Consider the following 13483-nt stretch of genomic DNA (forward strand, 5'->3'; position numbering starts at 1 on the left):
AGCAAGTGTCGGCCACCTTCGGTAATAAGCAGCCGATTACAGTGCCATAACCAAACTTGGGCGCGGCTAGACAATGTTGAAGTCGGCATTCTGGCCGTCCTGCGCATCGGCAAATAAGCCGCTTAGCTTTGCGTACTAACGGGAGACGGCAGATGACAATACTGCAAGAAATCCATGGCTGGTCCAAAGACCTCTCGGCCTGGCAGCAAGATGCCATCGTCAGACTCTATACAGATCGGAATTTCAATGCGGCCGATTTGGAGGACCTCTACGCTTTGGCGAAAGAGGAGGCTGGAATTCCAGACCCTGAGAGGCGCGTGCCCAAGAAGCTTCAGGATGCTCAAGTCGCTCCGCCGGCCGACTCGGCTCGTCTCGTTCAACTGGCAGGCATTAAGGATCTGAACAATGTCAACGCATTGGTGAACGGTGGGTATCTGCCCATTGCACTGGCGGGTCTGACCGTCATTTACGGCGAGAACGGTGCCGGGAAGTCTGGCTATTCGCGAGTGTTCAAACACGCTTGCCGCGCGAGGGATCGGCGTGAGCCCATTCTCCCGGACGCTAACCTCGACCCCAAGACGGTTGGCGTTGCCCAAGCTGTGTTCGAGGTCGTAATTGACGGCACTGCAACGGACTTGCCTTGGCGCTATGGAGGTCAACCGCCCGAACCGTTGTCGGACATCTCCATCTTCGACACGCATTGTGCCCGCGCCTACATTGATAATCATGGCGACTTCGCATACGCCCCGTATGGATTGGACATCCTCGAAGGACTGGTCGGCGCGTGCAATAAGCTCAAGGTTCGTGCCACGCAAGAAAAAGCGGCCAACACCCCGAGCGATGCGGCTTATGCGGCGCTCGCCAAGGAGCAGACCGTTGTCGCCAAGGCACTCCTTGGAATCCCAGCCAAGACAAAGCCTGAGGACATCGAGGCTTTGTCCACGCTTTCCGAGGTTGAGCAAGAACGGTTTGCCCTTCTGACCAAAACTTTGTCCGAAGCCGACCCGAAGCAAAAGGCCCAGACTTTGCGCCAGAAGGCCACTCGTTTCACGGCGTTGAAGGATCGGATCACGGGAGCGGTCGGGTTGGTCACCGACGAGAAAATTGGTACGCTCCAGATGCTGATTGGGAAGTCAAAGGCGGCCAAAGTAGCAGCTGAATTAGCCGCAACCGAGTTCAAGCAGACCCCAGGACAATTGGCTGGTACCGGAGGAGACGAGTGGAAAGATCTCTTTGCGGCCGCCCGAGCGTTCGCCGAGGTAAGCCATCCAGAGCATAAGTTTCCGGGGCTTCCCGAGGACGCGACGTGTCCACTTTGCCAAAACACCCTCGGACAGGAAGGGGTGGCACGCCTTGTCCGATTCGACGCCTTCATCAAGGAAGCTGCCGAAAAGGCGGCAACGGATGCGCGCGAGATAGCTGCGACGGCTTACAGAGCGCTTCAGCAAGCCGCTTTGGACATGATGTTCCGTGATGCGCTGGTTGAAGAGATTACTGAGATCGAGCCAGCTCTCGCCACAGCGTGTACCTCAATACAAGAGGGGCTTGTCGCTCGCCAAAAGGCTGCGTTAGAGGCTGCGGCAGGAAAACTTCCATGGGAAGAAGTTCCTAAGCTACCGGATGAACCACAGCCTGCTTTGGCTGCCATCGTTAACGGCTTGCTGGATCAAGCCAAGACACTTGAGGCCACCGCCGACGAGAAGATTCGGGCTGCCATGGTTGCCGAGAAGCTGGAGCTTGAGGCGCGTCGCAGGCTTAGCGAGATTAAGACTGCCGTCCTTGAGGCGATGGTCAAGCATGAGACCTGCCGCAAGCTGCAAGCTTGCATTGATGGAATGGACACACGAGCCATTTCGAGGAAATCGACCGATCTGTCACGGACGACGGCCAGCCAAGAACTGGCGGATGCCCTTAACGAAGAGTTCAAACGGCTCAAAGTTCATCAGCTCCGAGTCGTGATGAAGCCCGAATCCCCAGGTGGCAAGACGCAATTCAAGCTCACTCTGCAACTACCTGGCGGCGGGACGCCTGCGGCCATTCTCAGCGAGGGGGAGCAACGAGCCATTGCCATTGCATCCTTTCTCGCGGAGATCAAGCTTGGCAAGAAGCGCGGAGGCCTCGTGTTCGACGATCCAGTCTCATCGCTTGACCACCGGCGCCGTTGGGAGCTCGCGGAGCGCTTAGCGATCGAATCCTTGACAAGACAGGTGATCGTCTTTACCCACGACATCTACTTCCTCTGCATCTTGGAGCAGAAAGCGGATGAGGTAGGCGCGACGCTGACAAAGAACTACATCCGGAGGACTGCGCAAGGTTTCGGCGTCCATTCCGAAAACCTTCCCTTCGATGTGTTGGGTACAAAGGATCGCTTAGCACGGCTGAGGCAAATGCTGGTCATCGTTCGCAAGACCGAGCAGGAAGGCAACGACGACGATCACCGCCGCTTGACCGCAGCTTGCTATGGTCGGCTGCGCCTTGCGTGGGAGCGTTGCATCGAAGAGGTTTTGTTCAACGGAGCAGTTCAACGGTTCGGTGAAGGCGTGTCAACGCAACGACTCAAGTCAGTGGTCGTGACAGACGACGACTATCGAGAAATCGAAGCAGGCATGACCAAGAGCTCGAAGTTCGAGCATGATGCAGCGGCGGCAGTCGGGAGACTGCCGGTCCCTGACCCCGATGAGCTCGGCGAAGACATCGAGCGACTGGCTAGTTGGCGGGATGTCGTCAACAAGCGCCAGGGCGAAGTCGCCAAGGCAAGGGCATGAAGATGAAATCTGCCGTAAGAAGAGGGAACTAGTTGTGTAGCTGGCGGTATCCTGTCTTATCTCTTACATGGAACGTTATGGATAAAGCGATTCGTGAACAGATCGAAGCGAACGAGATCGGTGCGATCGCGCTCGATACTGAGGTGTTCGACGCGAAGCAACTTGCACTGGAAGCAGGCTTGCTCCGGCGTGTGGCGCAATTTTCCGATAGCGAAATTACCGTGTTACTGCCAGATGTGATCGCTGGCGAAGTCGAGGCCCATCTGCTTCAGGCCGCAAGCGATGCACAGAGCAAGCTCAAACGCGCGATGCGTCTCGTAGAGAATGCGCAGCTGCTGTCACTAGTCGACGATGTAACGCCGGCGACGCAACTGCTCGTGAATATCACCCATCCGGAGGCCGCAGCCGAGATCGCCAGACAACGCTTGGCGAGATGGATTGATCGCACGGGCGCCGTGGTCCTCCATGCGGGGGATCATGTAATGCTAGATCAAGTGATGATACGGTACTTTGACGCGCAGGCGCCTTTTGCAGCTACCGGGCCAAAGAAGCACGAATTTCCAGATGCGGTCGCGCTGCTAACCCTCGAGCACTGGGCCGAACAGCAACGGCGCAAGGTGCTGGTAGTATCAAACGATCCAGACTGGGTTCGTTACTGCGCAACGAGCCCGCGCCTCGTCTTGGTTCGCGACCTCGCGGATGCCCTTAGCGGGTTCCAAGATCAGACAGCCAGCTATGCCGCGCGCCGACTCGCCGAACTGCTGGACGAAGGCGATCCGATTGGTCTTCAAGCCGCGTTGTTGCGAGAACTGTCTGGTCAGGATAGCAAGATTGAATTCGATATCGACGCGGAATCGCAATTCGAATTTGAGGTTGAGGGCGGAGAGGCGTCCTTCACTGACGTCGAGCTGCTTGAGCCAGAATTCGCCAACAAGAGCTTTGAGGCCGTCGAGCATGGCGACGGCAAGGTATTTGTGCAGGTCGAGGCCACCGCGTTCGCGCAAGTGAGCAGCTACTTTAAATTTCGCAAGTGGGATGGCATGGACCGGGAGTACATGCCGATGGGAGGTAGTCAGATTGTCACCGACGAACGTATCAACATCGAAGCAATCGTTACGCTCGGCGGGCAAATTCCCGATCGCATTACGATTGAGGCGATCGAAATCCTTCCACAAACACACCACATCCAGTTAGGTGACATTGAGCCGGATTGGATGAGCAATCCGGACAACTACGGCGACGATAACACTGAGTAAACTTGGGACGGCGCGAGCCGCGGCAGTTCGGCACATGGGGACGTCTGCTTCTTCCCAGGAGGAACAGGAAGTATTCATCCAACGCTCACTATCAGGTCAAGTCCGACTTACTACAACTCATTTCTTGATCAATAACAACTGATTGATATCTCCATCCAGCTAATTAATTATATTTTTCGCAAAATTTCTCACGGAAAATATATTGCCAGAATGTATTTACATTAGCATAATTGGGTGGCTGTAATTTTTATAGAAAGCCATTGAGTCTTTACGTGTCGATACATTTCCATTGACTACGTAGAGATCAAGTTTTTCGGGACACAGGTGTGTAGAACAAATAATTCGAACATGCGTACTTAGGAGAAACAAACTTGAATCGCGAAAGAGAATCTGAAATTCGAGACATCATGGCACGCATCTGTACTTCTGATTCCCCGGCAGAAGCATTTGCAAGGTTCAACTTGGCGGCTTCATCATTACCAAATTGCAAGTTTGTCCTTGCCGCAGAAAATGGAGGTTTACCTGGCTTTGCGGTCAATCGCACCTTCTCCGCAGGTGCTGCCGTCCGATCGCTGTTTCACACCGAAAACATTCTTGTTATCGACAAGGAAACTGTGAAGGAAATGGAAAGTGGAGATATAAAATATCCAATCGATTACTCAATATCTCTTGACACTCAAGCCCTGAGCTATCTTGAACCACACTTAGCGGGACGAATATCTTCGCGTATCCCAAAGGACTTCCAAGAGGTTTTTGATTTCATCGCTCGGGACGATGTGTTCGTGGATCCAATTCCATATCTTTATGAAAATCTTCACAACTTAGATGATGGCACTGCCGCCGATTCGATTTTCGAGAAACTCAAGGCATACGAAATATTGCGGACACTCGATACACAACGACTGAAAACTCACGGCGAAGCACACTCAGTATTATCTGCCCAGGAGCTGTCAAAGCGAGCGCATGAGCATATATCGCGCATGTACATAGATCGGGCCAACGTGGCATTCATGGCGGCCCTGAACTTTCGGCACCAATTCATGTACAGCCAATTGTTAAAAATGGCGTCAATTCAACTAAAGACCCCGCAGGCATCTATCAAGAAAAAGATTGAGGAATTCGTTGCATTTTGTGACGAAGAGCTTGCCACAATAAGCGGGCGAGAGACCGCTGTTGCTCGTGCCTACTTCGAGCGAGGACATGAAGGATTAACTTTTTTCGGGAAAATCCAAAAAAGGGATCCGAATCAGAAAAAAGCGTCCAACTTATTCCATGATCTAGATGGCATGGCGTGGGATTTATGGCACGTACGCCAACTAGAACAGTCTATGACACTGAAACCATCTCGACATGCGCGATACTTCTTTCCGGCGCTACTAACATTCGACAAGAGGCTTATTGAGGTCATTGATCTTTACCCGTTGAAGGCGTGTGCCTACATTGAGGGAGGTCACGAACCTATGCCTTTTTACGACGGAGATTGGTTTCGATTGATTGCTGGTGACAGTAAAGCTCAGGCTGAGTTTGCTGCTCGTTTCTATTCACCGGAGGCCGTTGCTTCTAGAGCAGCTCGCCGAAATCAGGCGAACTCTAGACTTGCTATTGTTGTTGATACATTGGAAGAAGAGCTTAGCGAAATCGCTTTAATCGAGAAATCTAAAGTATAAGATATCAAGGGGAAACGCCATGGCCTTCAAAACTGCCGCCGCAGACGAATCTGTTCCGGAGTCACCGGACAAGCTGTTCCGTGACCTGACACGTCGGAAATTTCCTGATGTGTTGCCCCACCAAGCCGAGATGATGCAGGACTATGCTGCCCAGGGCGTGGATTTGTCCGACGTGGCCTTGCAGTTGCCGACTGGAAGCGGGAAGACGTTGGTTGGCCTGCTTATAGCCGAGTGGCGCCGCCGCAAGTTCAACGAGCGGGTGGTGTACTTGTGCCCCACAAAGCAACTGGTCCACCAAGTGGTAAATCAGGCTGAAGAGAAATATGGTATGTCTGTCGCCACCTTCGTCGGCAAGCAGCGCGACTACCCACCTGCGACAAAGGCCGACTATCAACAGGCAGAGAAAATTGCGATCACTACATATTCGAGCCTTTTCAACACGAACTCGTACTTCAGCAATGCGGACGTTATCGTGCTTGACGATGCTCATGCGGCTGAAAACTACGTAGCATCATATTGGTCGCTGCGCATCGAACGAGCCGAAAAATCCCATGCGGTTGTTCATCAGGCACTATGCAATCTACTGGCCCCCTATCTAAGCGTCACCAACTTAACTAGATTGCGCGGATCTTGGGAGGATTCCGTTGACCGAACCTGGGTCGACATGTTGCCAACGCCGACGCTGGTCGCCATCAAGGAGGAACTGATTGAGATCCTCGACGTCCATAGCCCGGATACCGATCTCCAATATCCCTGGTCATTGTTGCGTAGCCACGTCAATGCCTGCCACGTCTATCTATCCTCGCAAGACATTCTCATCCGCCCTTTGCTACCGCCGACGTTCTCGCATGCGCCATTCAATGCAGCAAAGCAGCGTATCTATATGTCGGCCACACTAGGAGCCGGTGGCGACCTGGAGCGCCTAACGGGTCGTAGCAATATTCACCGCCTGTCCGCCCCACGAGGCTGGGATACCCAAGGGGTTGGCCGCCGCTTCTTCATTTTTCCCGAGATGTCATTGTCAGGTGCCGACGTCACAGATTTACGCCTTGAACTTATGAAGCGTGCCGGGCGCAGCGTTGTACTGGTCCCTAACAACCCACTGGCCGACGTAATAACTAAGCAGGTCACCGATGGAATCAGATTCCCGATCTTCCGCGCCGAAGATATTGAGAATTCGAAAAACAAGTTCATATCCAGTCCCCACGCAGTCGCGATAGTTGCTAATCGTTACGACGGAGTAGATTTCTCCGGCAACGAGTGTCGATTACTTTTCATAGAGGGCCTACCCAAGGCGATGAATTCGCAGGAGCGCTTTTTGATGTCGCGTATGGGAGCGAACACTCTATATAACGAGAGAATTCAGACCCGAGTGGTACAGGCGATTGGCCGTTGTACCCGATCACTAGAAGATTACTCAGCAGTCGTCGTTACAGGTGATGACCTTCCTGACTACCTATCCGACATTCGTCGCAGGAAATTCTTCCATCCCGAGCTTCAGGCGGAAATCGACTTTGGTGTGAGACAGTCGAAAGATAACGCGGCGGCGGATATATTGGAGAATTTCAGCATCTTTCTGGAAAATGGAAAGGCTTGGGAAAATGCCAATCGCACCATCGTTGAAGCGCGCCGCAAGATGCAGCAAGAATCGCTGCCCGCAATAACGAACCTACAAGATGCAGTTGGCTGGGAAGTCGACTATCAGACGACGCTATGGCGTAGCGACTACACTCGGGCTGTTGGATTCGCCGAGCGAGTTCTCGGGGCGTTGACTGCACCCGATGTCCGTGGATACCGTGCGCTTTGGCATTATCTAGCCGGCTCGGCTGCCTATCTCGGCGCAAATGCAGGGATCTCAATGCTTGAATCGAAGGCCCGACACCACTTCGCAGAGGCATACAAATGCGCTCCCGACATCAGCTGGCTCACCGATTTCGCGCGACGAGAAACTCCCGAGTTGTTAGATTTAGACACCGCCCAAGCGGCCCTTCAGCAACAAGTCGAACGACTTGCTGCTGAACTTTCACGACTGGGATCGAGCCATGACCGGCAGTTTGCCAAGATCGAAAAGGACATTCTTACTGGGTTGCGTGACCCAACAACTTTTGAGAACGCACAAGTCGCGTTAGGCAATCTTGTTGGTTTTATCGCCGGCAAGATCGAGTCCGAAGGTTCCCCGGACCCTTGGTGGATCTCGGGCACTGGGTGCATTGTCTTCGAAGATTATGTGAACACAAAGAGCGACGGTGCGCTCGACGTCACCAAGGCGAGACAGGCAATGTCGCATCCAAATTGGATAAGAACACATGTCGAACAATCAACCGGATGCACTTTCTTCCCGACGCTGGTTTCCCCAGCGACCGGCATCCGGTCGGCTGCCGTGCCGCATGCGCAAGGACTTCGCTACTGGAAACTCGACGACTTTCTGGTATGGGCACAGAAGGCACTCGAAACTGTGCGTGAGCTGAGAACAACGTTTCTTGAACAAGGCGACCTCGTCTGGCAAGCTGACGCGGCGATCAAGCTGACGGATTGCGGACTAGATTTTGCCTCGGTGGTGAAGTACTTGGACAGCAAACTTGCGGTGGATTGTCTCATTCACGTTTAGACTGGCGTATTTCAACCTGGCGGATCTTCGTTTTCAATTGATTGAACGTCTCTTTTGATTCGTTTTCCGCCAGCGCAGTAGTCATTGTTGCCATTCTCGTTGTGTTTTTCTGTGTTTTTCTGTGTTTTAGAAAGTCACACATCGTCAAAACAAGCAACTACTGCCGTACCAGCTCCGTTATACGCATTCATCTGAACCTGCCACCACCAATATCCCTCCGCATTTGGGCCCGCAGTCGGTACTAATATAATAGTCGTACCGGTCACCTGAGGGTCTCCAATTCCATTTAAAACACAGAATTTATGCCAACCCACATCGCGAGGAGCATTTCCGGTTATAGCGCCAACAAATGTTGTTGCTATAGAGCCGGGACGTCGCCAAGCATATGATGAACCATTTGTTTGACACGACAACATGCGGCCAGTACCTGCTTCAGTCGCAATTGCATTAGGCCACCAGCAGAACGAGTTGGCGGCATATGCGTTGGTAGGTACAAACATTTGGCCGGTGACTGTCCCAGATGAGTTGACATTTCCAACTTGTGGAATATCGGCAGCTGATCCGTCATAGTGTTGGATGTAGAAGCCACCGTTTTGCCTGACCGCGGAATTAGCGCCGTCCCCGTAAAATGCCGACCCGCCGACCTGCAGATTATTCCCGGCGGGTACAGACACTTTCGCCGCTGTCACTGTCCCCGTTACTGAAGAATTTCCACCAATGGTCTCATTGCCGGCAACCGACGCGCTACCGCCGACGGTAGCATTGCCGGTAGTGACCAAAGTGGCGGTATTCACCTGGCCTCCATTATTGATGTTGTTTCCGGCCATATCGATGGCGGTATTCATGCGATTGAATTCCGGGTGCCCTGCGACCGCGCTTCGATAAAGATAATCGCTCACCAATGCCCCGTCGTCAAAGAACAATGCCGTGGCGAGATGGCCAGCACCGGGTGATGTGCCATAGGCTGCCAGAGGCATCTGCCAGCCACCGAAACTGCCAACTGCTACTGCGACATTCGTCGTTGAAATAAAGCCGCCACGCGACCCTGAGAGCTGCGCAATCCGACGAATGCTCATTTCTGGCACTGTTTCTCCGCCTGTCGTCATTACCAGTGTTTCCAACTTACCTGCGACGGGCTGAAGCGCCAGGATCTGATAGTTCTGCGCAAATGCGTTTAGGTCAGTGACCGAAGACGTCAAGTAGCCCGTGTTCTTTAACATCGGTATGGTGATGACCGCCGGCGTCGTGTTTGTTGCTATCGCCAGGATGGCCGCGTAATTGTCCTTCGTGTATTTTGCGGCAGCATCGGCAACCGTTTTCATGTGGTCCGCGGCGGCTTGATTCACTTGGTTATCGGCGTAATCCGACATATATCGTGCGCCGAGACTCAGTGCAGCGACGCTCACGATTAATACAACAATCATCTCAAGGGCCGTGAAGCCCTTTTGCCCTGAAAAACCCTTAGATCGCCTCATGCCTTATCGCTCCTAAATTTATTCCATGCTCCACTCGGAATGAGTCTCAATTTACCTAAAACAGTCACAGGATTAATCACGACCAGCAAGTAACTCGTCGTTGCTGAAACTTCCACTTCCTTCTTCAAGTCGTTCGCTCCCTGGCTGTCTCATATGCCCTTTTCCCCCGAGTCCTCCAGTAGCACCGTGTTTAACGTCGCGTACTCCGCCGACCAAGACGTCATGTCCTTGGTTGCCGGCTTGCTCTGCCGACGAAATGCCGCCAGCATGCGCTCCAAGCCATCGGAGTATGTTGTCGGGAATCCAGTGAATTAGCGAAAAGACGATATGTACGACCGTGGTCATGACAACTACGTAAATTGCTACATAGGCGATGAACGAAACAACACCAGTTAAGGAATCAGCCTGCACCCCAGCCACGACCGTCATGAAAGCGACGTTGATCATCCCAACCACTGGCTGCGTCAATAACATGCCGCCGATCAGCCCGAATAACATTAACGAAGGACGCATGACGAGCGACAGGATCATCATGTAGCCATGTCCGGCTTTGCCTACAGCATCGTCACCATCTGGGTGGACGTGTGCAACGGCCATCAAAGGACCGGCGATGACCGACTCCAAAACAAGAACAAGCCAGTTAACCACCGAAGTCATCCAAGTGATGAACGGAATCATTGGGACGTAAGTCGAGAGTGTCACCCCGAAAAACAATATGGCGATCACGAGCACACTGATGACGCTGGATAGGAACTGCAGTACAGCACCCCAATCCATGATGCCGGCCCCAGCTACTTTCCCCGCTAGAGAACTTGCTACGCCCGTGGCACTGGCAAACGTAACAAGCAAAGCTTCACCGGTGCCGACAATCGTATCGCCGAAGGATTTCATCTGGCTCATGTGATTCAAGTTCGATCCAGCGATTTCTTGCGTCATCTGGTTGATCGCTCCCATGAAGGGTGCCGATATCATTTTCCGGACATATTCCCAAGCACCTTCCCCCTGCTGTGGTGCGCGCACATCGGTTTGGTTGTAGTAGACCTGCCTGATTCCTGCGACGCGGTTTTTGGCGTACTCATCCGCCGTCGCCATCGCATCCTGGTACGTTTGCAGGACTTCCTGGGTCTCCTTATCGGTGATGTCAATCGGGTCGGAAGTCGGTAGACCATTCAATGTTGATTGCATCACATCGTTCATTTTTACGATGTGGTTGTACCAGGTCCCGGCGAAGATCCAGCCGCCATCCTTTGCGGCCTGTAAAAAGTCACTGCGAGCGCGATCATTGGTCTGCGAAACGGCATTTTTAGCGGCCGTGCGGAGTGCGTTTTCGTAATTGTTTGCTGCGGTGTCGATCGCGCCTGGCGTTGGTTTCTGCCCGGCCACAATCTGATCCGCGACCGGCTGCATCGCTTGGATCATCTGCTGTACGGCCTGCGCGTGGGCGGCGATGATAGGTGCTTTGATGATCTTGGTATTGCTATTGCCCTCAGATGCTTCCCAGCTCTGCTTCCAGGAAATGCCACCACACACCGCGGGGTTGATATAGCTGTTGTCGTTCGCCTTCCACTGGTAGTTGCTGACCGTGTATTTGGCATTCGACAGATTCTTGACGGTGGTGTAGGCCGCTACTACAGGGAGGGAATCGAAAACATCGTAGTTGAGCAATTCGCCGGTATTCATCATGACTTGACTTGATGGCACCGGCTGGATCCGCGTCGATCGACCGGAATCCTGGAATTGCTTGTTCATGGCCGCGGCACACACCTCGAACTTGAGGATGTTGGCCGCCAGCGGCCGCGAATCGGGAATCATTGGGCGTGAAATCATGTTGTCCCGATTGATCTGCTCGATGGCGGCCTTCCAGATGGCGTCCGCGACGCCAACGCCCTGTAGACCAAGCCAGAGGATCGCTATCTGAATGAGTGAATAACCTGAGCCCAGCGGGAGCAAGAGAGCGGTGCCGCCGACGGTGCGCAGGGGGATCCAGATGGATGACATATTCTTGCCCAGTATTTCACCATCGTGGGCAGAGTTCACTGTTCCCTTTATTGTGGTGTAGCCGACAAAGAGCATCCCCAGAAACAGCACCGCGCTGTTGAAGATTTTCATCATCGCACCGAGAACATCGTCGGTTTGGGTGCTCTGGACGTTCCCGCCCGTTGCGATCAACCCCACGATGCTGCCGAACACCTCACGCAGGAAGTCAACGGATGTATCGCCTGCAGGTGGCGTGAACTGGTTCAGCGCTGTGCCAGTCGATGAGTCCGCATAGGCGGCTCCGACCGCAAGCACCAGCAGCAGAGACGCCAAGAAGAAGCGCTTCATTCTGCGTCCTTAGGTGAGGTAGTCGCGATCAGCCACGCATCAGTCACGAACAGAAAAGCATATGGCAGAGTCAGCAATTTCCATACGGCGACGTGGCTGTCAACATAACCCCAAGCGCCCACGCACGCCGTGATAAACATCGCAGGAAAAATCCACCATCCTCCCAACTTCATAAAGAGCCGATGCTGCCCAAAAGGGAGCGCCAGGTTGCTAATCAATAGCAAGCCTGCGCCAAGACGATAGGTGATTACATTGAATAATTGGCTATTCAAAATTGCTATAATAACAATTTCAATTTTCCGCGCGTTACTCATAAATGCTCCCGTTCACAGGACTAAATTTCGACCTTCGGCGATGCTCTAGATCTTCAAGCGACATCCTTAGATGTGCCTTCGCAATTTCACGGCTAGGTGGCTTGACCAGGTCAGGTGCTGACGGTCGCATCACCTGTTGTTCTCTCCGAATCTTTATAGCTCGCCCAAAATCCAGGATGAAGGTGCCTGCTTGAGATTGCTGAACCATATGGGTGACCCATCCACGAACGTTTCTAATGCCTGGATGCTTACCTTGGGAAGCGGCGTCTAAAACACCCGCGAGCTCATCTAAAATATTCTGGGTTGCCCCCGGTTCCAGTGGCGTGCCACGCAATAAGCCCGCCAATAGATCACGGTGTCGCTCAGTCGAACGTTCGAAAATAAGAGAAAAATCTGTAGGTCCACAACCACCACCGCGCTGCGCGCGCGTAGTTGTTGTTGTCTCTTTTTGTGTTAACCCTTCTTGTGTATACGTGCTGTCTGAGCGAGCAGCGGCTGAACCGGTGTTGGCTGAACCAATGTGGGCTGAGCCGGCATCGGCTGAGCCACGTGCGGTGTATTCATCGGGAAGTCCCAAAATGCAGAAAATCCAATCACTTGCGAATTTTCCACCCTCACCGTGCATGCGGTTGAGCCACATATAATTTGCGGACTTAAGCTCATTCGAAACTCTTGCCCACCATTCTCTACCTCGTGGCTTTCCGGGTCTCTCCGAAAATTTTGACTGGATATCTGTGGGCCGAATTTGATAACCATGCCATCGAGTAGCGAGAAAAAGCCCTACAGCCACCGCAGCTTCACTAAGGCGTGGGTCTTCAGCAAATAAATTAGGAATCTGTGCGTACCCTGTTTCTGGACGAACCACCTTGATCACACTCATATTTCACCTACCTTCAATGGTCTGAAGGTAGACGGGGACGGCCAATACGTTTGCCTGTGTCTACCGTGTTGGGTTGCGGTACTAGCTCTGAGCGGGCGGCTTGCACAGCGTCCAGCCAAGCGCGGATATCTCGGGCATACCAGCACGCCCGGCGTTTTTTTGGGAATGCGGTGGCAGGGAGCTCACCGCGGTA

The 13483-nt window shown here is 53.1% G+C and carries 8 protein-coding genes; 4 read left to right on the forward strand and 4 right to left on the reverse strand.

What is annotated here, in order from left to right; all coding sequences use genetic code 11:
* The first annotated feature begins 152 nt into the window (after window positions 1-152).
* The 4 genes from AC07V8_RS22480 to AC07V8_RS22495 all read left to right on the forward strand — a co-directional run bounded on the left by AC07V8_RS22480 (window position 153) and on the right by AC07V8_RS22495 (window position 8296).
* The gene (locus AC07V8_RS22480) at window positions 153-2765 is read left to right on the forward strand and encodes an AAA family ATPase (RefSeq protein WP_494680281.1); all 2613 of its coding nucleotides are present in this window, start codon (window positions 153-155) and stop codon (window positions 2763-2765) included.
* A 77-nt stretch (window positions 2766-2842) separates the two neighbouring features.
* Window positions 2843-4021, forward strand: coding sequence for a PIN domain-containing protein (locus tag AC07V8_RS22485; RefSeq protein WP_494680282.1), 1179 nt, complete (start codon window positions 2843-2845; stop codon window positions 4019-4021).
* Window positions 4022-4392: 371 nt separating this feature from the next.
* Window positions 4393-5688, forward strand: coding sequence for a hypothetical protein (locus tag AC07V8_RS22490; RefSeq protein ID WP_494680283.1), 1296 nt, complete (start codon window positions 4393-4395; stop codon window positions 5686-5688).
* Between the two features lie 19 nt (window positions 5689-5707).
* Window positions 5708-8296, forward strand: a complete 2589-nt coding sequence (locus AC07V8_RS22495) for a DEAD/DEAH box helicase (protein WP_494680284.1) — start codon at window positions 5708-5710, stop codon at window positions 8294-8296.
* Window positions 8297-8430: 134 nt separating this feature from the next.
* Here the strand turns inward: AC07V8_RS22495 and pilV are convergent, their stop codons facing one another.
* The 4 genes from pilV to AC07V8_RS22515 all read right to left on the reverse strand — a co-directional run bounded on the left by pilV (window position 8431) and on the right by AC07V8_RS22515 (window position 13290).
* Entirely contained in the window at window positions 8431-9771 is a 1341-nt protein-coding gene (gene pilV, locus AC07V8_RS22500; protein ID WP_494680285.1) for a shufflon system plasmid conjugative transfer pilus tip adhesin PilV, read from the reverse strand.
* Window positions 9772-9843: 72 nt separating this feature from the next.
* Complete coding sequence (locus AC07V8_RS22505) at window positions 9844-12096, reverse strand: DotA/TraY family protein (protein WP_494680286.1); 2253 nt, start codon at window positions 12094-12096, stop codon at window positions 9844-9846.
* Window positions 12093-12410, reverse strand: coding sequence for a hypothetical protein (locus tag AC07V8_RS22510; protein WP_494680287.1), 318 nt, complete (start codon window positions 12408-12410; stop codon window positions 12093-12095). Before AC07V8_RS22510 ends, AC07V8_RS22505 begins: the two co-directional genes overlap by 4 nt.
* The gene (locus AC07V8_RS22515; RefSeq protein WP_494680288.1) at window positions 12403-13290 is read right to left on the reverse strand and encodes a hypothetical protein; all 888 of its coding nucleotides are present in this window, start codon (window positions 13288-13290) and stop codon (window positions 12403-12405) included. Before AC07V8_RS22515 ends, AC07V8_RS22510 begins: the two co-directional genes overlap by 8 nt.
* Between the last annotated feature and the right edge of the window lie 193 nt (window positions 13291-13483).

This window comes from Collimonas sp. GW821-FHT02H07, from assembly GCF_059421505.1.

What these genes read in the sequence shown, in the direction of transcription:
- AC07V8_RS22480 (WP_494680281.1), top strand. Translation starts at nt 153, where the DNA reads ATGACAATACTGCAAGAAATCCATGGCTGGTCCAAAGACCTCTCGGCC.
- AC07V8_RS22485 (WP_494680282.1), top strand. Translation starts at nt 2,843, where the DNA reads ATGGATAAAGCGATTCGTGAACAGATCGAAGCGAACGAGATCGGTGCG.
- AC07V8_RS22495 (WP_494680284.1), top strand. Translation starts at nt 5,708, where the DNA reads ATGGCCTTCAAAACTGCCGCCGCAGACGAATCTGTTCCGGAGTCACCG.
- pilV (WP_494680285.1), bottom strand. Translation starts at nt 9,771, where the DNA reads ATGAGGCGATCTAAGGGTTTTTCAGGGCAAAAGGGCTTCACGGCCCTT.
- AC07V8_RS22505 (WP_494680286.1), bottom strand. Translation starts at nt 12,096, where the DNA reads ATGAAGCGCTTCTTCTTGGCGTCTCTGCTGCTGGTGCTTGCGGTCGGA.
- AC07V8_RS22510 (WP_494680287.1), bottom strand. Translation starts at nt 12,410, where the DNA reads ATGAGTAACGCGCGGAAAATTGAAATTGTTATTATAGCAATTTTGAAT.
- AC07V8_RS22515 (WP_494680288.1), bottom strand. Translation starts at nt 13,290, where the DNA reads ATGAGTGTGATCAAGGTGGTTCGTCCAGAAACAGGGTACGCACAGATT.